26 protein-coding genes and 1 other annotated feature are annotated in these 22,546 nt (G+C 48.6%); of the genes, 25 read left to right on the forward strand and 1 reads right to left on the reverse strand.

Translation table 11 applies throughout. From position 1 onward, the window contains the following. Positions 1-12: 12 nt before the first annotated feature. The 14 genes from QWY22_RS08025 to mtnN all read left to right on the forward strand — a co-directional run bounded on the left by QWY22_RS08025 (position 13) and on the right by mtnN (position 14,679). Entirely contained in the window at positions 13-1,146 is a 1,134-nt protein-coding gene (locus QWY22_RS08025) for a cysteine desulfurase family protein (RefSeq protein ID WP_300983885.1), read from the forward strand. A 14-nt stretch (positions 1,147-1,160) separates the two neighbouring features. Then, positions 1,161-2,279 (forward strand): tRNA 2-thiouridine(34) synthase MnmA, encoded by a 1,119-nt coding sequence (gene mnmA / locus QWY22_RS08030; RefSeq protein WP_300983887.1) that lies wholly within the window; start codon positions 1,161-1,163, stop codon positions 2,277-2,279. A 15-nt stretch (positions 2,280-2,294) separates the two neighbouring features. After that, positions 2,295-2,954, forward strand: coding sequence for a tetratricopeptide repeat protein (locus QWY22_RS08035; protein WP_300983888.1), 660 nt, complete (start codon positions 2,295-2,297; stop codon positions 2,952-2,954). A 22-nt stretch (positions 2,955-2,976) separates the two neighbouring features. Then, positions 2,977-5,439 (forward strand): SF1B family DNA helicase RecD2, encoded by a 2,463-nt coding sequence (gene recD2 / locus QWY22_RS08040; RefSeq protein ID WP_300983889.1) that lies wholly within the window; start codon positions 2,977-2,979, stop codon positions 5,437-5,439. A 279-nt stretch (positions 5,440-5,718) separates the two neighbouring features. Further along, positions 5,719-5,928 (forward strand) — a binding site (T-box leader). Between the two features lie 58 nt (positions 5,929-5,986). Beyond that, positions 5,987-8,611: an alanine--tRNA ligase gene (gene alaS / locus QWY22_RS08045; RefSeq protein WP_300984351.1), complete on the forward strand. Its 2,625-nt coding sequence runs from the start codon at positions 5,987-5,989 to the stop codon at positions 8,609-8,611. 89 nt (positions 8,612-8,700) lie between these two features. Beyond that, complete coding sequence (locus tag QWY22_RS08050; RefSeq protein ID WP_036806381.1) at positions 8,701-8,967, forward strand: IreB family regulatory phosphoprotein; 267 nt, start codon at positions 8,701-8,703, stop codon at positions 8,965-8,967. Between the two features lie 2 nt (positions 8,968-8,969). Next, entirely contained in the window at positions 8,970-9,386 is a 417-nt protein-coding gene (gene ruvX, locus QWY22_RS08055) for a Holliday junction resolvase RuvX (RefSeq protein WP_300983890.1), read from the forward strand. A gap of 13 nt (positions 9,387-9,399) precedes the next feature. Continuing rightward, positions 9,400-9,708, forward strand: a complete 309-nt coding sequence (locus tag QWY22_RS08060; protein ID WP_036806386.1) for a DUF1292 domain-containing protein — start codon at positions 9,400-9,402, stop codon at positions 9,706-9,708. A 221-nt stretch (positions 9,709-9,929) separates the two neighbouring features. Then, on the forward strand, positions 9,930-11,054 hold the full coding sequence (mltG, locus tag QWY22_RS08065; RefSeq protein WP_300983891.1) for an endolytic transglycosylase MltG: 1,125 nt from the start codon (positions 9,930-9,932) through the stop codon (positions 11,052-11,054). A 158-nt stretch (positions 11,055-11,212) separates the two neighbouring features. Further along, complete coding sequence (locus QWY22_RS08070; protein WP_300983892.1) at positions 11,213-11,824, forward strand: O-methyltransferase; 612 nt, start codon at positions 11,213-11,215, stop codon at positions 11,822-11,824. A 30-nt stretch (positions 11,825-11,854) separates the two neighbouring features. Next, complete coding sequence (gene udk, locus QWY22_RS08075; RefSeq protein ID WP_300983893.1) at positions 11,855-12,478, forward strand: uridine kinase; 624 nt, start codon at positions 11,855-11,857, stop codon at positions 12,476-12,478. Between the two features lie 87 nt (positions 12,479-12,565). After that, positions 12,566-13,042: a transcription elongation factor GreA gene (gene greA / locus QWY22_RS08080; RefSeq protein ID WP_036806395.1), complete on the forward strand. Its 477-nt coding sequence runs from the start codon at positions 12,566-12,568 to the stop codon at positions 13,040-13,042. 155 nt (positions 13,043-13,197) lie between these two features. Continuing rightward, positions 13,198-13,911 carry a YrrS family protein gene (locus QWY22_RS08085; RefSeq protein WP_300983894.1) on the forward strand — a complete coding sequence of 238 codons (714 nt, stop codon included), beginning with the start codon at positions 13,198-13,200 and terminating at the stop codon, positions 13,909-13,911. A 66-nt stretch (positions 13,912-13,977) separates the two neighbouring features. Next, positions 13,978-14,679, forward strand: coding sequence for a 5'-methylthioadenosine/S-adenosylhomocysteine nucleosidase (gene mtnN, locus QWY22_RS08090; RefSeq protein WP_300983895.1), 702 nt, complete (start codon positions 13,978-13,980; stop codon positions 14,677-14,679). Between the two features lie 52 nt (positions 14,680-14,731). Here the strand turns inward: mtnN and pssA are convergent, their stop codons facing one another. After that, positions 14,732-15,271 carry a CDP-diacylglycerol--serine O-phosphatidyltransferase gene (pssA, locus tag QWY22_RS08095; protein ID WP_300983896.1) on the reverse strand — a complete coding sequence of 180 codons (540 nt, stop codon included), beginning with the start codon at positions 15,269-15,271 and terminating at the stop codon, positions 14,732-14,734. Between the two features lie 95 nt (positions 15,272-15,366). On the opposite strand from pssA, the gene QWY22_RS08100 reads away from it, so the two are divergent. From QWY22_RS08100 to QWY22_RS08150, 11 genes are all read left to right on the forward strand, one after another. Beyond that, positions 15,367-16,140 carry a phosphatidylserine decarboxylase gene (locus tag QWY22_RS08100; RefSeq protein ID WP_300983897.1) on the forward strand — a complete coding sequence of 258 codons (774 nt, stop codon included), beginning with the start codon at positions 15,367-15,369 and terminating at the stop codon, positions 16,138-16,140. A 38-nt stretch (positions 16,141-16,178) separates the two neighbouring features. Beyond that, positions 16,179-16,700: a YqeG family HAD IIIA-type phosphatase gene (locus QWY22_RS08105; protein ID WP_367281299.1), complete on the forward strand. Its 522-nt coding sequence runs from the start codon at positions 16,179-16,181 to the stop codon at positions 16,698-16,700. Then, positions 16,697-17,800: a ribosome biogenesis GTPase YqeH gene (yqeH, locus tag QWY22_RS08110; RefSeq protein WP_300983898.1), complete on the forward strand. Its 1,104-nt coding sequence runs from the start codon at positions 16,697-16,699 to the stop codon at positions 17,798-17,800. The genes QWY22_RS08105 and yqeH overlap by 4 nt, the downstream gene beginning before the upstream one ends. Positions 17,801-17,810: 10 nt before the next feature. Continuing rightward, a complete protein-coding gene (gene aroE / locus QWY22_RS08115) occupies positions 17,811-18,638 on the forward strand; it encodes a shikimate dehydrogenase (protein WP_300983899.1) in 828 nt (275 codons plus the stop codon). Beyond that, entirely contained in the window at positions 18,625-18,924 is a 300-nt protein-coding gene (gene yhbY, locus QWY22_RS08120) for a ribosome assembly RNA-binding protein YhbY (protein WP_300983900.1), read from the forward strand. Before aroE ends, yhbY begins: the two co-directional genes overlap by 14 nt. Next, positions 18,921-19,499, forward strand: a complete 579-nt coding sequence (locus QWY22_RS08125; RefSeq protein ID WP_300983901.1) for a nicotinate-nucleotide adenylyltransferase — start codon at positions 18,921-18,923, stop codon at positions 19,497-19,499. Before yhbY ends, QWY22_RS08125 begins: the two co-directional genes overlap by 4 nt. Beyond that, positions 19,477-20,052: a bis(5'-nucleosyl)-tetraphosphatase (symmetrical) YqeK gene (gene yqeK / locus QWY22_RS08130; protein ID WP_300983902.1), complete on the forward strand. Its 576-nt coding sequence runs from the start codon at positions 19,477-19,479 to the stop codon at positions 20,050-20,052. Before QWY22_RS08125 ends, yqeK begins: the two co-directional genes overlap by 23 nt. Continuing rightward, positions 20,049-20,387: a ribosome silencing factor gene (rsfS, locus tag QWY22_RS08135; RefSeq protein ID WP_300983903.1), complete on the forward strand. Its 339-nt coding sequence runs from the start codon at positions 20,049-20,051 to the stop codon at positions 20,385-20,387. The genes yqeK and rsfS overlap by 4 nt, the downstream gene beginning before the upstream one ends. Then, positions 20,384-21,109, forward strand: coding sequence for a class I SAM-dependent DNA methyltransferase (locus QWY22_RS08140; RefSeq protein WP_300983904.1), 726 nt, complete (start codon positions 20,384-20,386; stop codon positions 21,107-21,109). Before rsfS ends, QWY22_RS08140 begins: the two co-directional genes overlap by 4 nt. Positions 21,110-21,198: 89 nt before the next feature. After that, entirely contained in the window at positions 21,199-21,882 is a 684-nt protein-coding gene (locus tag QWY22_RS08145) for a helix-hairpin-helix domain-containing protein (protein WP_300983906.1), read from the forward strand. 84 nt (positions 21,883-21,966) lie between these two features. Continuing rightward, the gene (locus QWY22_RS08150) at positions 21,967-22,539 is read left to right on the forward strand and encodes a ComE operon protein 2 (RefSeq protein WP_053165541.1); all 573 of its coding nucleotides are present in this window, start codon (positions 21,967-21,969) and stop codon (positions 22,537-22,539) included. Positions 22,540-22,546: the final 7 nt, after the last annotated feature.

Raw genomic sequence — 22,546 nt, forward strand, 5'->3', positions numbered from 1 at the left:
GAGTCAGTCAAAATGAAACAAATTTATTTAGATCATGCGGCCACTTCACCGATGCATCCGGAAGTGGCTGAAGTTTTTTCACAAGCACTTGGGACCGTCTACGGCAATCCTTCAAGCATCCACGGCACCGGCCGCGTTGCACGGAAAGCGCTTGATGAAGCGCGCCGGATCTTTGCTAGAAGCATAAACGCCAACGATCCGGAAATCGTCTTTACAAGCGGCGGGACAGAAGCCGATAATTTTGCGATTTTTGGAACAGCTGCCAAAAAGGCGGGTAAACACATCATCACGTCTACCATTGAGCACCACGCCGTGCTGCATGCATGCGAAAAACTGGAAAGCGAAGGCTACGACGTAACGTATTTACCGGTGGACGAAAATGGCTCTGTCCGAGCAGAAGACGTGAAAAATGCGCTGCGGGACGATACAATTCTAGTGACCATCATGCTAGGCAACAATGAAGTCGGAACCGTCCAGCCGATTGCGGAAATCGGGGAATTGCTAAAAGATACCGATGTGACATTCCATACCGATGCTGTGCAGGCATATGGCGTGTTGCCGATTGACGTTGAAGCGTTGCATGTGGATTTATTGTCCGTATCGGCGCATAAGCTGAACGGCCCGAAAGGCATCGGCTTTTTATACCAGCGAAAAGGCACTCAGCTTGCACCGTTGCTATACGGCGGAGAGCAGGAACGAAAACGCCGCGCCGGAACTGAAAACGTACCGGCCATCATGGCGTTTGCCAAAGCGGTGGAGATTTCGCTCCAAACAATGGAGCAGAAACAAACGGCCTACCGGGGCTTTAAGGAAATTTTCAAGAACATACTTCAGGAAGAAGGTTTGGAATTCAAGGAAAACGGCATCAACCAAATGCCGCATGTCCTGAACCTCAGCCTGCCTGGAATTGAAATTGAGTCGTTTCTGGTGAACCTGGACCTAGCCGGCATTTCCGCATCCAGCGGCTCTGCCTGCACAGCCGGCTCGATCGACCCATCGCACGTCCTTGTGGCGATGTACGGCGAACGGGCAGAAGAATTGCGGAATTCAATCCGCTTCAGTTTCGGCATCGGCCTGTCCGAAGAACAAATAACAGAAGCTGCCAACAAGACAGCTCAAATTAGTAAGCGCCTCGCGCTAAAATGAAAAGGTGATAAACAATGACTGCAAAAGCACCACAAGATACACGTGTTGTCGTCGGCATGTCCGGAGGGGTCGACTCTTCGGTTGCCGCGTATTTATTGAAAGAACAAGGCTATGACGTCATCGGGATTTTCATGAAAAACTGGGATGATACCGATGAATTTGGCGTCTGCACTGCAACGGACGACTACGAAGATGTCATCCGCGTCTGCAACCAAATCGGCATCCCGTATTATGCCGTCAATTTTGAAAAACAGTACTGGGACAAAGTATTTACGTACTTCCTGGAAGAATACAAAGCGGGCCGTACACCGAACCCCGACGTGATGTGCAATAAAGAAATCAAATTCAAGGCATTTTTGGAGCACGCCTTGAGCCTGGGCGCAGATTACCTTGCGACCGGCCACTACGCGCAAGTCGCGCACGCTGAAAACGGCGAAACGAAAATGCTGCGCGGCAAAGACAACAACAAAGACCAAACGTATTTCCTGAATCAATTAAACCAGGACCAATTGTCGAAAGTGATGTTCCCAATCGGCCATATGGAAAAGAAACGGGTGCGTGAAATCGCCCTTGAAGCAGGACTTGCTACGGCGACGAAAAAAGATTCGACGGGCATCTGCTTTATCGGCGAACGCAATTTCAAGGAATTCCTTGGCCAATATCTGCCGGCACAACCCGGTTCGATGGAAACGCTCGACGGCGTCAAAAAAGGCTCTCATGACGGTTTGATGTATTACACAATCGGCCAGCGCCAAGGGCTTGGCATCGGCGGAGCAGGGGATCCCTGGTTCGTCATCGGCAAAGACCTGGATAAAAACATTTTGTATGTCGGCCAAAACATCAACCACGATGCCTTGTTCTCCGACAGCTTGTCAGCGGTCAATTTGAGCTTCACTTCAGATACAGCGCCGACCGGTACCTTGAAATGCACCGCGAAATTCCGCTACCGCCAGGCAGATGTCGGCGTAACGGTAGATTTCAAAGGCGACGAAGCCATCGTAACTTTTGATGAGCCGGTCCGTGCCATTACGCCAGGGCAGGCAGTCGTTTTCTACGACGGCGAAGAATGCCTCGGCGGCGGAACAATCGACCGTGTCTTCAAAAATGGTGCACGTTTAGAATATGTAGGTTAATGGGAGAGACGAGCGATGAATTACAACGAAATCGGCATTCAAGCCCTTCAAGAAGGCAACACCGAAGAAGCAATCAAAGCTTTTACTCAGGCAATTGAAGAAGAACCGAACAATCCGCTTGGCTATATCAACTTTGGCCATGTGCTGACGTCGATGGACGACGTCGAGCGGGCAGAACGCTTTTTCCAAAAAGCGATCGTCCTGGATGAAACATCCGCTACCGCTTATTACGGGCTGGCGAATTTGTATTTCAATGTTGAACGCTACGCGGAAGCATTGAAATTGTATGAAAAAGCGGTCCAGTACGGGCTGGAAGGCGCAGATGCGCATTTCATGATCGGCAAATGCTTCGAGAAGCTGGAGCAGCCGAAATTGGCGCTTCCGTATCTTCAGCGTGCCATCGAATTGGACCCGGAAGACGCACAGGCGCGCTTAAGCTATGGCATCACGCTGGCGTCGATGGAATTGTTTGAGCTGGCGGAACCGCAATTTCTGCAAGTGCTCGACCAGGACCCGAACCATTCGGATGCCCATTACAACCTCGGCGTTTTGTACGCGGTGTCAACGGACCGCGTCAACGAAGCCATGTTTCACTTGAAACAGGCGTACACGCTTGATGAACGCAATGAAATGGCGCGTTATGCATATGATATGATCGCTTCAAAACTGCAATAATTTGTGAAAGGAGACGGCATCAATGACCGGACAAATTGATTTATTCCAAGAAGAAGTGCAATTCGTGCTAGGCCGTCCTGTCGTCTCGATTTTTCACAATCCCCAAAACTTATTTTCCATCGCCAAAGTGAAAATTCAAGAAACCAACACCTCTTACCCCGAAAAAGAAATTATCGTGTCGGGCTATTTTCCGAAACTGTCGCTTGAGGAACAATACCGTTTTACGGGGGCTGTGAAAAATCATCCGAAATACGGCGTGCAGTTCCAGGTCGAAACATTCACGAAAGAAGTGCCGGAAACCGAACAGGGCATCGTCCATTACTTATCGAGCGATATGTTTAACGGCATTGGCCGGAAGACAGCGGAAACAATCGTTAAAAAGCTTGGCAAAGACGCCATCAAAAAGATTCTGGAAGACCCGGAAGCGCTCGATGCCGTGCCGCGTTTGTCGGACGACAAAAAAGACACCATCCGTTCGACGCTGCAAATGAATCTGGGGCTGGAGCGGGTCATGATCCAATTGAACGACTGGGGTTTCGGCCCGCAAGTCGGCATGCGCATTTACCAGGCGTACCGCGAAGAAACGATCGATGTATTGACGAAAAACCCGTACCGCTTGATTGAAGAAATCGAAGGAATCGGCTTCCAGCGCGCCGATGAGCTCGGCTCGAAACTCGGCATCACCGGCAGCCACCCGGACCGCATCAAGGCGTCGGTGCTGCATTTATTAAACCAGGCGTCTTTGTCTGAAGGGCATGTCTACCTGGATGCAAAAACGATGATTCCGATGGTGAAAGAGATGCTGGAATCGAGCCAGCAGGAAGAAATTGCGATCCCGATGATTTCCAAAGCGATGATCGAACTGAATGAAGAAGGCAAAGTGGCGGGGGAAGAAACCCGGCTTTATTTGCCGTCTTTGTATTATTCGGAACTCGGCATTGCGACCAAACTGGAAACTTTGCTGTCGTCGCAGGAAAACCGCGACCGGTTCCCGGCGTCTGAAGTGCGGAAAGCGCTCGGCGAAGCAGAAGAGCGGCTTGGCGTGAATTACGCAGAAACGCAAGTGCAGGCCATTGAACAAAGCATCAACTCGTCCGTCATGATCTTGACAGGCGGCCCGGGCACCGGCAAGACGACGGTCGTCCGCGGCTTGGTCGAAGTGTACGCGGAACTCCATGGCCTGTCGCTCGACCCGAAAGACTATGCCAAGAAAAAAGAGCCGTTCCCGATCATTTTGGCGGCTCCGACCGGGCGCGCAGCCAAACGGCTCAGCGAATCGACGGAACTGCCGGCGATGACGATCCACCGCTTGCTCGGCTTTAACGGACAGGAAAAAGAAGAAGAAACGGAGCGGGACATTGAAGGCCGCCTGATCATCATCGATGAAATGTCGATGGTCGATACTTGGCTCGCACATCAATTGTTAAAAGCCATTCCGGAAGACGCGCAGATCATTTTCGTGGGCGACCAGGATCAGCTGCCGCCGGTCGGGCCGGGTCAGGTGCTGCGCGACTTGTTGGAATCAAAGCGCATTCCGACGGTCGAACTGACCGACATTTACCGCCAGACGTCGGGTTCGTCGATCATCGAACTCGCCCACCAGATGAAAAACGGCCAGCTGCCGGCGGACATTACTGCGAAAACTGCAGACCGTTCGTTTATCAAAGCGGGCGCCGACCAGATTCCGCAAGTGGTCGAAAAAGTGGTCAAGAGCGCACTCGCAAAAGGGCATTCAATCCGGGACGTCCAGGTGCTCGCGCCGATGTACAAAGGGCCTGCCGGCATCGATGCGCTCAACCGCATGATCCAGGAAATGGTCAACCCGAATACGGACGGCAAGCGGAAAGAATTGGTATTCGGCGATGTCACATACCGCATCGGCGATAAGATCCTGCAGCTTGTCAACCAGCCCGAAAGCAACGTCTTTAACGGCGATATGGGCGAAGTCATCGCCATCTTGAAAGCGAAAGAAACGGTCGAGAAACAGGACCTGCTCGTCGCGTCGTTCGACGGCATCGAAGTGACGTATCAGCGCTCCGATCTGAACCAGCTGACGCTCGCGTACTGCTGCTCGATCCATAAATCGCAAGGTTCGGAATTCCCGACCGTCATCATGCCGGTTGTCCGCGGCTACATGAAAATGCTGCGGCGCAACCTTCTTTACACCGGCATCACGCGCAGCAAGGACTTTCTGATCCTGTGCGGCGACCCGCAAGTATTCCGCTACGGCGTCGAACGGACCGACGATGCACAGCGCATGACAACGTTGAAGAGCCGCCTGCAGCTATCTGCGGTAGAACCGGAAGAAGTGCAGGAAGCTCCGTCAAAAGCGCCGGCTGACAGCAAAGCGGCACAAGAGCCCGCTGCAGCACCGGTGAAAAAAGAAGCGGTGGGCCCAGTGAGCCTGACGGCTGAAAACGCCCACCTGATCCATCCGCTGATCGGTATGGAAGGCGTCAAGCCGACTGATTTTATTGAAGCGTAAAAGAGCGTCCATTGCGGACGCTTTTTTGTTGGGAAATTTTTGGCTGGAAGATTGTTTCTTCGGCTGCCGGCACTTCTTTTATTAGCTTTCTAATACTTGTGAGTCGTATTTTCTCCGCTACTGGTCGTATTTCCAAGACTACTGGTCGTATTTTCGCCACTACTGGTCGTATTTCATAAACTACTGGTCGTATTTCATAAACTGCCGGTCGCATCGCCAAAAATCGTCGCTATTGACACAGCGCTTCCTTTTTCTATATAATTCAATCTATAATCAATAACCAACACGTTGATGGAGACAGTATAAAATTCGCATCCGTTTAGAAATAGGTTCCCCGGCTGAAAGAACCTTCGCCATGCAATTTTAGAAAGCTACTCCGGAGTGCAGCCAATCCCTGCCGTGAAGCCGCGTTAAGGCCCAATGAGAGACACGGAGCTTTTTGTCCGTGTAATTAGGGTGGTACCGCGAACTAAAGCCTTCGTCCCTTGCGCTTGCGCAAGAGATGAGGGCTTTTTATTATGTTGAAGGAGGAATACAGATGAAAACCATGAAGACGATGAAAGCTGCAGACATCAGAAGATTGTACATCGAATTTTTTAAAGAAAAAGGCCATGACCAGGAGCCGAGTGCTCCGCTCGTGCCGTTTGAAGATCCGTCGCTTTTGTGGATCAACAGCGGCGTGGCAACGCTGAAGAAATATTTTGACGGACGCGTAATTCCGGAAAACCCGAGAATCGTCAATGCGCAGAAATCGATCCGCACAAATGACATCGAGAACGTCGGGAAAACGGCGCGCCACCATACGTTCTTTGAAATGCTCGGGAACTTCTCGATCGGCGATTACTTCAAAAAAGAAGCGATCCACTGGGCGTGGGAATTCTTGACAGACGACCGCTGGATGGGCTTTGAGCCGGAGAAATTGTCCGTGACGATCCACCCGGAAGACGAAGAGGCATACGGCATCTGGCTGAACGAAGTCGGCGTTCCGGCTGAGCGCATCATCCGCTTGGAAGGCAACTTCTGGGATATCGGCGAAGGCCCGAGCGGCCCGAACTCCGAGATTTTCTACGACCGCGGAGAAACCTACGGCAATGATTTGAACGATCCTGAATTATACCCGGGCGGCGAGAATGACCGCTACCTGGAAGTGTGGAACTTGGTGTTCTCCCAGTTTAACCACAATCCGGACCATACGTATACGCCGCTGCCGAAGCAGAACATCGATACCGGCATGGGGCTTGAGCGCATGGCTTCGGTCGTGCAGGACGTGCCGACAAACTACGATACGGATTTATTCATGCCGATCATCAATAAAACCGAAGAAATCTCCGGCAAAACATACGGCGAAGACGCTGAAGCGGATATGGCCTTCAAAGTCATCGCGGACCATGTCCGCACCGTTGCTTTTGCAATCGGCGACGGCGCATTGCCGTCCAACGAAGGCCGCGGCTATGTGCTGAGAAGATTGCTGCGCCGCGCTGTCCGTTTTGCGAAAAAACTGGGCATCGAAAAACCGTTCATGTTTGAACTGGTACCGGTTGTCGGCGACATCATGAAAGACTTCTACCCGGAAGTGAACGACAAACAGGACTTTATTATCCGTGTCATGAAACTCGAAGAAGAACGGTTCCACGAAACGCTTCACGACGGATTGGCGATTCTGTCATCGGTTGTTGAACAGCAAAAAGCGGCAGGGCACAATGAAATCCCGGGCGAAGACGCATTCCGCCTATATGACACATACGGCTTCCCGGTTGAATTGACGGAAGAGTATGCAGAAGAAAGCGGGATGGCAATCGACCATGCAGGGTTTGAAGCGGCAATGGAAGCGCAGCGCGACCGTGCACGGAAAGCGCGCCAAAACGTCAATTCGATGCAGACGCAATCCGAAGTGCTTGGCAACATCAAAGACGACAGCGAATTTATCGGCTACAGTCTGACCGCTGCAGAAGCGACGATTATAGCCATCATCAAAGACGGCGAACTGGCTGACAGCGCGCACGAAGGCGAAGAAGTGCAAGTTATCCTTGACCGGACGCCGTTTTATGCGGAAAGCGGCGGACAGATTGCCGACCGCGGCAGCTTGAGCAACGATTTGGTACAGGCTTCTGTATTGGACGTGAAAAAAGCGCCAAACGGCCAAAACCTGCATTCGGTCCGGGTTGACACCGGCGAATTGACGAAAACGGCAGTATTTGCCCAAGTGGATGCAAGCGAACGCCGCCATACGGTGAAAAACCATACAGCAACGCACCTTCTCCACCAGGCATTAAAAGATACTTTGGGAACGCATGTTAATCAGGCTGGATCATATGTCGGCCCGGACCGCCTGCGTTTCGACTTCTCGCATTTCGGGCAAGTAACAAAAGAAGAGCTCGAGCAGATCGAACAGATTGTCAACGAAAAAGTGTGGAGCGGCATCGATGTGAAAACCGGCTACCACAATTTGCAGGAAGCAAAAGACATGGGCGCAATGGCATTATTCGGCGAAAAATACGGCGATGTGGTGCGTGTGGTTGAAATCGGCGGCTATTCGCTTGAACTATGCGGCGGCGTCCATGTCGTCAACACATCCGAAATCGGCGTCTTCAAAATTGTGTCGGAAAGCGGCATTGGCGCAGGCATTCGCCGTATTGAAGCGGTGACCGGCAAAGGCGCTTACGAGAACTTCAAAGACAGCGAACGCACGCTTGAAGAAGCGGCTGGGCTGATGAAGTCTTCTGCGAAAGATTTGGTCCAAAAAGTGCAGACTTTCCAGCAGGATATGAAAGCCTTGCAGCGCGAAAATGAATCGCTGATGGCGAAAATTTCAAATGCACAGTCTGGGGAATTGCTGAGTTCGGCACGCCAAGTCGGTGATATTACGGTTCTTTCTACAAAAGTGGAAGCAAAAGACAACAACCAGCTGCGCCAGATCATGGATGACCTGAAGCAGAAATTCGAAAAAGCGGTCATCGTACTCGGTGCGACGGACGGCGAAAAAGTCATGCTGATTGCCGGCGTCACAAAAGATTTGGCAGGCGGGAACTATCATGCCGGCCAAATCGTCAAACACGTAGCGGAACAGTGCGGAGGCAAAGGCGGCGGCCGTCCGGATATGGCAATGGCAGGCGCGAAGAACCCGGAAAAACTGGGCGAAGCGTTGGAATCTGTCTACAACTTGCTCAAATAGGTTTAATAAATGCTGGATATCGTTTATAATAAACTTCAGACAGCGAGAGCGCTCTTCTCCTATCTAGACCCGAAAGCGAGGTGCTTGTCGTGAGCTCATTTGATCAAACTATGAAATTCAACCCGTCTGATGAATCAATGGAGCAGGAAGTGAAGCAGGTTATGCTTCAGGTTCATGCTGCGTTGGAGGAAAAAGGGTACAACCCGAACAATCAGATTGTCGGATATTTACTATCAGGTGATCCGGCTTATATTCCTCGCCACCAGGATGCACGTAATATGATCCGCAAACTTGAACGGGATGAAATTCTGGAAGAGCTTGTAAAGTTTTATATCAAAAAGAATAAAGAGGAATAAGCATGAGAATAATGGGACTGGATGTCGGATCGAAAACGATCGGCGTCGCGATCAGCGATGCCCTTGGTTGGACGGCGCAAGGCATCGAGACAGTTAAGATCAATGAAGCTGTAGAAGATTTCGGATTTGGGCGCCTGGGCGAACTAATCAAGCAATACGAAGTCAGCCAAATTGTGGTTGGTTATCCAAAAAACATGAACAATTCCATCGGCCCGCGTGCAGAGGCATCGGAAAAGTTTGCAGCTTTGCTTGAAGAAGCGTATGCTATACCGGTGGTGCTTTGGGATGAAAGGCTGACAACGATGGCAGCAGAAAAAATGCTGATTTCAGCGGATGTCAGCCGCAAGAACCGCAAAAAAGTAATTGACAAGATGGCTGCGGTCATGATTTTGCAGGGCTATCTTGACTTTAAAAAATGATGAGGTGACGCAAATGGAACACGGACAAGAACACATTACAGTCGTTGATGAAAACGGCAACGAGCAGCTATTTGAAGTATTATTCACATTTGACTCAGAAGAATTCGGAAAATCATATGTTTTGTATTTCCCGGTAGGCGCTGAAGAAGATGACGAAGGCGAAATCGAAATCCAAGCTTCTTCTTTCACTGAAAATGCTGACACAGACGGCAAGATTGCAGGCGGAGAACTTCGCCCGGTCGAAACGGATGCAGAGTGGGATATGATTGAAGAAATGTTGAATACGTTCCTTGACGAAGAAGAAGAGAACGAAGAACTTTAATCCACTTAGGAGAAGGACGGAATTGTACGTAGATTCCGTCTTTTTCTTTTGCCGGGAATTCGGTATACTGTTAAAGAGAAACTACAACCATTGGGTTTATGATCTCCACTGGGGGCGAGTAGTACCAAACGCGTATGTGTGGTCAGTGGTTTTCCGCTTTACCAGCGGAAAATTGCTGGCCATTCAAACGGGATAGAGGAAAAAGCTAAGGGGGGGGACCCGTGGACAAGCAATCGAAAAAAGAAATTATGTATGAACGCATGAGCGAAAAGAAAAAAGAAGTGAAAGTTGTCCGTCGGATTGTTTTTATCGTGACGGTCGTTTTGCTGCTCGTGTTGGGCATTGGCGCTTTTGCAGCATACAGCTATGTCACCGACGCACTGGAACCGGTTGATGCGGATTCAGAAAAAGTCGTTGAAATCGAAGTTCCGATCGGCTCGAATCTCGACAGCATTTCCGCATTGCTGGAAGAGAACGGCTTGATCAAAGATGCGCGTATCTACAAATACTACGTGAAATTTAAAAATCAGGCTGATTTCCAGGCCGGCACGTACGGGCTTTTGCCTTCTATGACGCTCGATGAAATCACCGAGAGCCTGAAAACCGGGAAAGTCTACCGGGAACCGTTGTTTAACATCACGGTGCCGGAAGGCCTGACATTGGATCAGATCGCTGAAAACGTCATTGCCAAGAAAACGAAATACAGCGCGGAGGAATTCATGGCCAAAATGGAGGACGAAGCGTATGTGGACGAGTTGATCGTCAAATATCCGGCTTTGCTGACGGATGAAATCAAAGGTGAAAATGTCCGTTTCGCGTTGGAAGGCTATTTATTCCCAGCCACTTATCCATTTTACGAAGAAGACCCTTCATTGGACTTGATCATCGAGAACATGATCAAAGCGACGGAGTCCAACGTGGTCCAGTACCAGGCCGTGTTGGAAGAGATGGATAAAACGCCGCATTGGCTGCTGACTTTCGCTTCGTTGCTGGAAGAAGAAGCGACAGCGGGTTCTGACCGCAACACGATCGCGAGCGTCTTCTACAACCGCATCGAAAAGGATATGCCGCTGCAGACGGATCCAACGGTCATTTATGCAATGGGCGAGCATAAGGAACGCTTATTCAATAAAGACTACGAATTCGAGCATCCTTACAGCACTTATACAAACAAAGGGCTGCCGCCAGGGCCGATCGCCGCTGCTGGAGCATCGTCGATTGCCGCTGTGCTTGACCCGGCTGACACGGAGTATTTATACTTCCTGGCAGACAAAGATGGGAAAAACCATTTCTCTACGACTTATGAAGAACATCTTAAAAAGCGCGATGAGTACATCGGACAATAAGAAAAGCGCTGCCAATTAAAAATTAGCAGCTTTGTGGCCGGCAAGTACTGGAATAAGTGGACAAAACATGACAAGAAGGAAGCGACCTCGCTTTCCTTCTTGTTTTATGTTATTATTGGTTGTAATTTTTGCGGCAGGCGAAAAGGAGCTTTAATACAATGGACCATGAACAATTGTCAAAGACATTAACCGCTGTCAAAGCGTATGCAGAAGAGCACCATGTGCCCATAATGGAAGACCAGGGCATCCGTGAATTGACCGGTCTGCTGCTGCAGCAACAGCCGGAGTCCATCCTGGAAATCGGTTCGGCGATTGGCTTTTCTGCCATTATGATGGCTTCTGAACTGACAGGCTGCCAGATCGATACAATTGAGCGGGATGACGTACGCTATGAGAAGGCTGTAGAGTTTATTGCACAATCCGGATTTGGCGGCCAAATCCGCATTTTCCATGCTGATGCACTCGAAATGAACCTGTCCCTGTTGGACCGGGAGTATGATGCAATTTTCATTGATGCGGCCAAAGGGCAATACGAACGGTTTTTTGAAAAATACGAAACTTTATTGTCTGAGCAGGGTGTCATATATTGTGATAATATGTATATGCATGGACTGGCGGACCAGGAGATTTCGGACATACCACGCAGAAAACGCACGATGATCCGGAATTTGAAAAACTTTAAAGAACATATGCTGAATCATCCGTCTTATGACACGGCGCTTCTGCCTGTCGGAGATGGCATAATGGTCTGCAAAAAAAGAGCCAACTAAAAAACAAAAGTTTGCAAGGAGCTTGGAAGAATGTCTAAAAACCGTCCGGTCGTTATCGGGATCGCAGGAGGTTCGGGCTCAGGCAAGACGAGCGTAACGAATTCCATTTATGAAGTATTCAAAGAAAACTCAGTGGTAGTGATTGAACAGGATTACTATTACAAAGACCAAAGCCATCTGGCATTTGAAGAACGTCTGGAAACAAACTATGACCACCCATTGGCATTCGATACCGATTTGCTGATTGAGCATGTCAATAAACTTTTAAACCGTGAACCGATTGAAAAACCGGTATACAATTACGCCTTACATACACGGGCTGACGAAACCGTTTTGATTGAACCAAAAGATGTCATCATCCTCGAAGGGATCCTGGTACTGGAAGACGAGCGCCTGCGCGATTTGATGGACATCAAATTATTCGTCGATACCGATGCAGACTTGCGCATTATCCGCCGCTTGCTGCGCGACATCAACGAACGCGGCCGGACGATCGATTCGGTCATTGACCAGTACTTGAACGTTGTACGGCCAATGCACAATCAGTTTATCGAGCCGACCAAGCGCTATGCTGACGTCATTATTCCTGAAGGCGGACAAAACGAAGTGGCAATTGATTTAATGGTTACAAAAATTAAAACAATTCTTGAATAGATTGACAATTTATAATATGATGATACGAGACTGACGGATGGTAGCTTAAAACCTTCCAAAGTCAGCAGTTGAAGGAGTGGGGAAACAATGGCAAATGAAAAACAATTTCCGATGACAGCTGCAGGTAAGCTGAAGTTGGAAGAAGAACTGGAATTCCTAAAAACCGTTAAACGGAAAGAAGTCGTTGAACGGATTAAAATAGCACGCAGTTTCGGAGACCTTTCCGAGAACTCGGAATACGACTCAGCAAAAGAAGATCAGGCATTTGTAGAAGGCCGCATTTCTACGTTGGAATCGATGATCCGCAACGCGGTGATTATTAACGAAAACGAATTGAATAAAGACATCGTCCGTTTAGGGACAACTGTCACTTTCGTAGAAGTGCCGGATGGCGATGAAGAATCTTACACCATTGTGGGTTCTGCAGAAGCAGATCCATTAGAAGGGCGCATTTCCAATGATTCGCCTATCGCGAAAAGCATGATTGGGCGCACGATTGGCGAAAATGTAAAAGTGTTGACGCCTGGCGGCGAAATGGAAATCAAAATCGTTTCAATTTCTTAATTCATACACAGCCATTCTTTATTTGAATGGCTGTTTTTTTGAAATTTATTTAACCTTAAATGTTAAATAACACGAAATTGAAACATTTCTTTTGTCAAAACGTCAAATTTGTAATAGAGCATTATGCTAAAATAATTTGAAGAGGAGGCAAGTCGATGACAAATGAAAAAAAACCGTATCCTTCTCGTTTGGACAAAAAGAACCGGTCAAATTCCATTCTGAACTGGATGATCGGGGTGGTCTTTGCCTTGATAGTGATTACCGGAGCTTTTATCTTCCTGGACAACGGGGATGAAAGTGCCCAAGAGCCGGAATCGGTAACAATCGAAACAGATACTGAACAGCAAACGAGCGGAGAAGAAAGCAACCCAGAAGAAGATGCTGAAGCCGATGCAAAAGCAAAAGAAGAAGCTGACGCAAAAGCTGAAGAAGAAGCGAAAGCCAAAGCAGAAGCGGATAAAGCCGCAGAAGAAAAAGCAAAAGAAGAAAAGGCTGCTGAAGAAGGAAAAGTAACAGGCGGCACCATTACACGTGAAGATTCGAGCGATCCGGTTGTTGAAGAAACAGTCATCAACACAAGCTGGGAGCCGGTCGGCACAAAACAAACCGGCAAACACGTATCGGTCTATGATAAAGGATCGGTCGACTGGAATGAAAAAATCAATGCCATTTCATATGCCACCGGTTTAAGCCAAGATAATATGTATGTTATGATGATTAAGAATGGCGGCGGCCCGCAGAAATCGATCGGTGTCGTGCAGTCCAAAGACAAATCACAAAAATATCGCGTCCATCTGGAATTTAAAGATGGCGAAGGCTGGAAACCCGTGAAAATGGATGTATTAAAAACACTGGAAGGCGCCTATTAAAAGGCGTCTTTTTTGATGCAGGAATTTGGAAAGCAAAGATTTTAGACAGGGAAAGGGCGATGGAAAATGAGAATCGGCGTTATCGGAGCGATGGAAGAAGAAGTGGAATTATTAAGAGGGAGCCTTGAAAATGCGCAAGTGAGCGAAATCGCTAATTGTGAATTTACATCAGGTACATACAAAGGGCAGGACGTTGTGCTGTTAAAGAGTGGCATCGGCAAAGTAAATGCAGCGATGTCCACAACGCTTCTTTTGCAGCAGTTTAAACCGGATGTTGTCATCAATACAGGATCTGCCGGAGGGTTTGACCAGGCGCTTGAAGTCGGCGCAATTGTCATTTCAGATGAAGTTCGCCACCACGATGTCGATGTTACGGTTTTCGGCTACGAGATGGGGCAGGTGCCGCAATTGCCGGCCGCATTCCGTTCAGATGAGAAATTGATAGACTTGGCGGTCAAAGCCGTGGAAGAGCTGGGAGAGCATCCGTACGGTGTTGGATTGATTGCGACTGGAGATTCTTTCATGAATGACCCGGAACGTGTGGAGAAAGTCAGAGCGTTTTTCCCGTCGATGAAAGCTTCTGAAATGGAAGCTGCAGCAGTAGCGCAAGTTTGCCACCAATTCAACGTGCCGTTTGTGGTGATCCGTGCGTTATCGGATATTGCCGGAAAAGAATCCAATATCTCATTTGATGAATTTTTGCCGGTTGCTGCGAAGCATTCCACTGAGATTGTATTAAACGTAGTAGAACGGCTGGCAGCCAAGTAAATGCAAAAAAAGCTGGAAACGTTGTAAAAAACGCTTCCAGCTTTTATCTTTATTAAACTTTTCTGAGGGTAAAAGTGCTGATCATCAATAGGGAACAAATAATAAACAGAAACATATACGCGACAGGCGGGAAAACGGAAAGTCCGAAATAAGACAAGGTCACCACAGTGCCTGCAGCCGTGATGGGCAGCCCAACAAAATAGCCGTTGGATTCCGAGATGTTGAAACGCGCAAGGCGAAAAGCACCGCTTGCGATGTAGATGACAGTAAAGACCATACCGGTCACACCAAACTCAGTCAGCACCAGCTGGTAAATCAGGATCGCCGGTGCAACACCAAAGGAAATGATGTCGCTCATTGAATCCAGCTGTTTGCCGAGTTCGGACTCCTGGTTGAATTTCCTCGCAACCATGCCGTCAAAGCGGTCCAGAAAAGCGGCAATAAAAATAAATAGCACACTATAGCTGTAAAACTCGTTGAGAGCGGCCATTAAGGACGCCCCGCCGAAAGCCATATTGCCTATTGTCAGCATGTTTGCTGTCTGAGAGCGTAGTTTTTTAATTGTGTGATCCATTCGTTCTAATATCAGCAATGGAAAACACTCCTTTTTTTTGTAAACTTCTTCAGTTCATTATACTGTGAAAGAACAAAAAATGGTAGACTATTTTAAGCAATGGAGGTGCCAGTGTGAAGAAAAAAATCTATCAACGATCGATTGAACTGACGAACGGACCGTTGACGTCAGGAATGATCCGCTCTTTCACCCAGTCTTCCTTGAGCCGGCGGGTGATTCCGAATTATATCAAAACTTATAAAATACCGACAGCTGATATAGAAAATCCGTTGGAATCCTTTCCGACGCTGCATGATTTTTTCATCCGAACGTTGAAAGCGGAAAGCCGGCCGGTAGCAGATGAACCGATTGTATCGCCGGTAGACGGGAAAATTGAAATTTTTGGGGATTTGCATGAAGGCATCCGTTTTCTTGTGAAAAACCACCAATATTCGCTTGCAGATCTGCTTGGCAATGCTGCGCTTGCGGATTCCTATCAGAACGGCAAATACATCGTGCTTTATCTTTCACCAGCCGATTATCACCGGATTCACAGCCCCGCTAGCGGAAAAGTCCTCAAACAATACGTGTTGGGAAAAAAATCATATCCGGTCAATGGGCCGGGACTGCTTTACGGCAAGTCGCCAATCAGCGGGAATTACCGCTTGATCACGGAACTGGAAACCCAATCGGCGAATCTGCTGGTTGTAAAAGTCGGGGCCATGTTTGTCAATTCGATTCAGCTGACGAATTCCCGGGAATCCTGGGAAAAAGGCGAAGAAGTGGCTTATTTCAGTTTCGGTTCTACGGTTGTGCTGTTTTTTGAGGAAAACCACATCAAATTTTCTTCAAATGTCAGGGCAGGCGAGCGAATCAAGGTGGGAGAAGCACTCGCACATATGGTATAATCAATAGAATTAAGTTCGGGAAACAGGAGTGGTTACTGATGTATCAAAAATTCATACCAAGTCAATACGTAAAAAGTGTATTTGACATCTCGCCGGAGTCGCTATTGAAAAAAGGCGTCCGCGGCATTATTACCGATTTGGACAATACCCTTGTGGAATGGGACCGGCCGGACGCGACGCCGATGTTGATCGATTGGCTAAGATCCATGAAAGAAGCAGGGATTCAGGTGATCATTGTGTCAAACAACAAAGAGCTGCGGGTGAAGTCGTTTGCCGATCCGCTCGGCATTCCGTTTATTTTCCAGGCGCGCAAGCCGATGGGCCGCGCTTTCCGGAAAGCCCTGAAACTGATGAATGTGTCACGCGAACAGGTTGTGGTTATTGGCGACCAGATGATGACGGATATTTTTGGCGGAAACTTAAACAAATTGCACACAATCCTGGTTTTGCCAGTGGCGCAGTCGGACGGATTCTTTACCCGATTTAATCGCTTGATGGAACGCCGGATCATGAAGAAGTTAAAAGAAAAAGGACAATTAACGTGGGAGGAAGAAAATTGAACGAAATGCCATCATGTATCGGATGCGGTGCCCAAATCCAGACGGAACGGCCAGGGGAACTTGGCTATGCACCCGTATCCTCATTAGAAAAAGAAGAAATCATTTGCCAGCGCTGCTTCCGCTTGAAAAATTACAACGAACTGCAGCCGGTGTCGCTGACAGATGACGACTTTTTGAAAATCCTGAACGGACTTGGAGAACGAAAAGGCCTGATTGTGAAAATCGTGGACATTTTTGATTTCAACGGCAGTTGGCTTCCGGGGCTTCACCGCTTTGTCGGATCGAACGATATCCTGCTGATTGCCAACAAAGCTGACTTATTGCCGAAATCCGTTAAACAGCACAAGCTGATCAACTGGATGAAACAGGAAGCGAAAAAACAGGGGTTAAAACCCATCGATGTCTTGACCGTCAGTGCCCATAAAGGGACCGGCGTCACGGAAGCGATGGAAGCAATCGATAAATACCGCCAAGGAGAAGACGTTTATGTTGTCGGTTCGACGAATGTCGGCAAATCGACTTTCATCAACCGCATCATCAAGCAGGCGACCGGCCAAGCGGATATCATCACAACTTCCCATTTTCCGGGAACCACTCTTGATATGATCGAAATTCCGTTGGATGACGAAAAATCGATGTACGACACACCGGGAATTATTAACCACCACCAACTGGCGCATCATTTGCATCCGTCCGAACTGAAAATGATCATGCCGAAAAAAGAATTGAAACCACGGGTATTCCAGCTGAATCCGGAACAGACGCTGTTTATTGGCGGGCTTGCCCGTTTCGACTTTATCCAAGGGGAACGTTCATCTTTCACTGTTCATGTCGCGAACGACCTGCAGATCCACCGGACGAAGCTGGATAATGCCGATGCTTTGTACGAACAGCATTTGGGCGGCATGCTGGCTCCGCCGTCTGCTGAGTACAAAGATGAGTTCCCTGAGTTAGTGCGCCGGGAATTCCGGGTAAAAGAAGGGAAGACGGATATCGTATTTTCTGGCCTTGGCTGGATTACGGTCCAGCACCCGAATGTGGTTGTCGCAGCCTATGCGCCTAAAGGCGTTGAAGTGTTTTTACGTCCATCATTGATCTAGGGGGATTTTGATGAAGAAATGGTACGCAGTCATCGGCGACCCAATCGCACATTCCTTGTCGCCTTTTATGCACGATTTATGGTTTGAAGAGCATGGAATCGATGCAACTTATATACCTATCCACGTTCAGCCGTTTGAACTGGAAAACGCCTTTCATTCCATGAAAGCTTTGGGCGTCAGCGGCTTTAATATTACCTTGCCGCATAAACAGTCCGTTATCCCGTTTTTGGACAAACTGGATGAAACAGCTGTCATCATGAATGCAGTCAACACCGTCACTTACAACGGCCGCCAGTATGTCGGCTGGAATACGGACGGCGACGGTTTTGTCCGCTCGCTTTCTGCCCAGCCCATCACTCGGAATGAAAAAGTATTGGTTATCGGTGCAGGCGGCGCGGCAAGAGGCATCGCTTTTGCATTGAAGCGTGCAAATTTCACAGACGTGACCATTACAAACCGGACGCATCGCCGTGCAGTGGAACTGGCAAATGACTGCGGCAGTTCCGCTTTGACCTTGAAAGAGGCTGAAGCGGCGCTTGGCGATTTCAGCATCATTATCCAAACGACTTCGGTCGGCTTGGCAAAAGACGAAGCGTTGCCGATCTCGCTTGAGCGGATCAGCACCGGCTCGTTAGTAGCGGATATCATTTACAATCCACTCGAAACGCCGTTTCTAAAAGCGGCCCAAGAAAAAAACTGCACCACCTTGAACGGGGTTGGCATGTTTGTTTATCAAGGCGCCATCGCATTTGAAAAATGGACAGGTATCCAGCCCGATACAGAAAAGATGATTCAAATCATCACTGAAAAATTAGGAGGCAATTATGTTAACAGGTAAACAAAAACGCTTTTTGCGAAGCGAAGCACATCATTTAGATCCCATCTTTCAAGTGGGCAAAGGCGGCGTCAGCGGAACCATGCTGCGTCAGATCGAAGAAGCGCTCGAAGCGCGTGAATTATTGAAAGTCAGCATTTTGCAGAACAACGAAGACGACAAACACGATGTCGCTAACCAATTGGCTGAAGGCACTTCCGCGGAGCTTGTCCAATTGATCGGCCACACGGTCGTGCTTTACAAACCATCCGTCAACAATAAACGAATCGAGCTGCCAAGAGCGAAATGAAAAAAGTCGGGATATTGGGCGGAACTTTCAATCCGCCTCATATCGGCCATTTGATCATGGCCAACGAAGCGCTTCACGCCGTCGGTTTGGATGAAGTCCGCTTTATGCCCAATTATATTGCTCCGCACAAAGAAGTCCACGGTGCCCATGCAGCGCAGCGGCTGGTAATGACCCGGCTTGCGACCCAAGGACACAGCCGATTCCGTGTAGAAGATTTTGAAATCAGCCAAGGCGGCGTTTCGTATACGTTTGACACGATGAAAGCGATGATCCAGCGGGAGCCGGAAACAGCCTTCTATTTCATTATCGGAGGCGACAGCATCGAAGGGCTGCCTACCTGGCACCGGATTGAAGAACTGGCGCAGATGGTCCGCTTTGTCGGAATCCGGCGCCCGGGCTATTTGCATGAGAGCATGTACCCGGTTTTGCTGATCGACTCGCCGGAACTTCATTTGTCTTCGACAATGCTCAGGGAACGCGTCGCTGCACAAGGAACCATCAGGTTCTTAGTGCCGGAAAAAGTGGAAGCTTTTATTCGAGAGGAGCGGTTATATGGACCAAAGCATGATGATTGAAAAAGTGAAGGAACGGCTGCCGGAAAATCGGTACAATCATGTCAGAGGCGTTGTGGAAACAGCTGTCGCCTTGGCGGAGAAGTTCAATGTGCCGGCAGAAAAAGCGCGGATTGCGGCAATTTTGCATGATGTGGCGAAGTTTTCGGACCGGGAATGGATGAAATCGATCATCATTTCCGAAAACATGGACCCGCTGCTGCTCGAGTACCATGCAGAATTATGGCATGCTCCGGTTGGCGCCTATGTTGCCCGGACAGAATTCGGTGTGGAAGATGAAGACGTGCTGAATGCCGTCAAATACCATACGACCGGCCGTGCCGGCATGTCGGATCTTGAAAAAATCATCTATATTGCCGACCTGGTCGAACCAAACCGCAAATTTACAGGTGTTGAAGAATTGCGTCAATTACAAGATCACGGATTGGATGTTATGATGGAAGCCAGTATTAAACATACCATCGAGTTCCTGGTATCAAAAAATCAACCGGTGTATCCGGATTCACTGAAGTGTCATCAATACTTCGTGCAACAGAAAGGGAAAGTGAAAGAATGACTAAACAAACTTTACTACAAATGGCATATAGTGCTGCCGAGGATAAAAAAGCTGAGGATATCGTCGTTTTGAACATGGAAGGCATTTCATTGCTTGCCGACTATTTCATCATTTGCAGCGGTAATTCCGATCGCCAAGTGCAAGCAATTGCCAGAGAACTGATCGACCAGTCTGAAAAAGCTGGAAACCCGGTGAAAAGCGTTGAAGGATTTGACGCAGCCCGCTGGATTTTAGTCGACCTAGGAGATGTCGTGGCTCACGTTTTCCATAAAGACGAGCGTTCGTACTACAATCTTGAGCGCCTATGGAGAGAAGCACCGACAATGGAAATATGAGATACGGAAAATTCGCATCGGTTTATGATGAACTGATGGAAGACATCCCGTATGAAAAGTATGTGGAATGGGTTGCCGCTCATATCCAGTCAGGAAAAATTCTGGATCTGGCTTGTGGGACAGGCACCCTTTCACAGCTTTTTAACGAAGTGGGCTTTGATGTAACGGCGAGCGATTTGTCGGAAGAAATGCTGACAATCGCCAGCCAGCGCTTCCAAGAGGCCGGCCAAAGCATCCCGACACTGCAGTTGTCGATGGATAATTTGGAAGGTCTGGACGGGTTTGACGCCGTTACGATTGCCATCGATTCACTTAACTATTTGGAAAAGGAAACACAGGTGCAGCAGACATTCAAAGAAGTGTTCGAAGCTTTGAATGAAGGCGGGCATTTTTTCTTTGACGTGCATTCCGTCCATAAAGTGGATGCAGTCTATATGGACAGCCCGTTTGTTTTTGACGGGGAAGACGTCGCGTATATTTGGCATACGGAACCGGGGGATTACCCGCATAGTGTCGTCCACGACATTACGTTTTTTATCCGCCAGGGCCGTTTGTTTGAACGCTTTGAAGAAATGCATGAGCAGCGCACTTATGAAATCAAAGACTATACAGCGTGGCTGGAAGTGGCAGGCTTTAAAGTGGAATCGATTACGGCTGACTTTTCCGGTGAAGCGCCGGACGGGGAAAGCGAACGGATTTTTTTCCATGCGACAAAACCATAATAGGAATGACTAGAAACTGCCTGCGATTTGCGGGCAGTTTTTTATGTCAAAATACCGATAAAAACAGCATAGACAATTCCTTTCCATTAATGTACAATTCAGACAGCTTCTATCTAATTGCTTCCTGGAGAAAAGAGGAATGCCCGCTGAAATTATCCGAACTCCAGAACAAGTTTGGCTGGCTGCTGATTCCGGCAGCGATAATTGTGCTTTTAGCTTTTTACTTTTTGAATCCCCAAGAAAAACCGGAAGAAAATCTTCAGGCATCCATTGATTTGATCCAAGCTGAGCCCCCACAGCAGACGGAAACCCCCACCCAAAATCCAGTACCAACCACCTTGATGGTCGACATTAAAGGCCAAGTAGCGAAACCCGGCGTTTATGAATTGCCGGTGGATTCCCGGATGACAGACGCCATTGACGCGGCTGGCGGCTTTTTGGCAGCGGCTGAACCAAAAGCAATCAATTTGGCGATGAAAGTCGTGGACGAAATGGTCATTTACGTGCCGGAAATCGGCGAGGAAGCGGCCTTGCCGACGGCTCAGCCGGGCGCAGCGGCAGCAGGCAGCGCCAAAGAGGCGCTCGTCAATTTGAATAGCGCTACGGACGCCGAGCTGATGACGCTGCCGGGAATCGGCCCTTCGAAAGCGGAAGCAATCATCGCCTACCGGACCGACAGCGGCAACTTTCAAAAAATCGAAGACTTGAAGAATGTCACGGGCATCGGCGATAAGACGTTTGAAAAATTGAAAGACAGCATCACCGTTAACTGAAGGCGAGATGCGACCAATGAACGGTTGACGAAAATTTCCCCTCTGCTACACTTATTTTAGACTTATTAAGCAGGAGGCAATTAGATGAAGCGAATAACGTGGGACCAATTTTTCATGGCGCAAAGCCATTTATTAGCACTCAGAAGCACCTGTACGAGACTGGCAGTCGGAGCAACGATTGTCCGGGACCGGCGCATCATGGCAGGCGGCTATAACGGCTCCATTTCAGGCGGCGACCACTGCATCGATAAGGGATGTTACGTCGTGGATGGCCATTGTGTACGGACCATCCATGCGGAAATGAATGCCTTATTGCAATGCGCCAAATATGGTGTCAGCGTGAACGGGGCAGATATGTATGTCAGCCATTTCCCGTGCCTCCAATGTTCAAAATCCATCATTCAGGCAGGCATTGCCCGGATTTATTACGCGGCAGACTATAAAAATCATGCCTATGCGATTGAATTGTTCGAACAGGCAGGAGTCGAAGTGGTGCAAGTCATATTTGACGAGCGGAAAATCGACTTTTTAAGTGCTGAAAAAGCGGGGCTCTACATGGAAATGCTGGAGACTTTGCGTGAAAAAGGCGGCACCGAAGAAGAACTGGCCCATTATACAGAACGGGTGAACGCATTATTCGGAGAAGTCGAAGTTTAAATCAGAA

The organism is Planococcus liqunii, from assembly GCF_030413595.1.
Lineage (GTDB): Bacteria > Bacillota > Bacilli > Bacillales_A > Planococcaceae > Planococcus > Planococcus liqunii.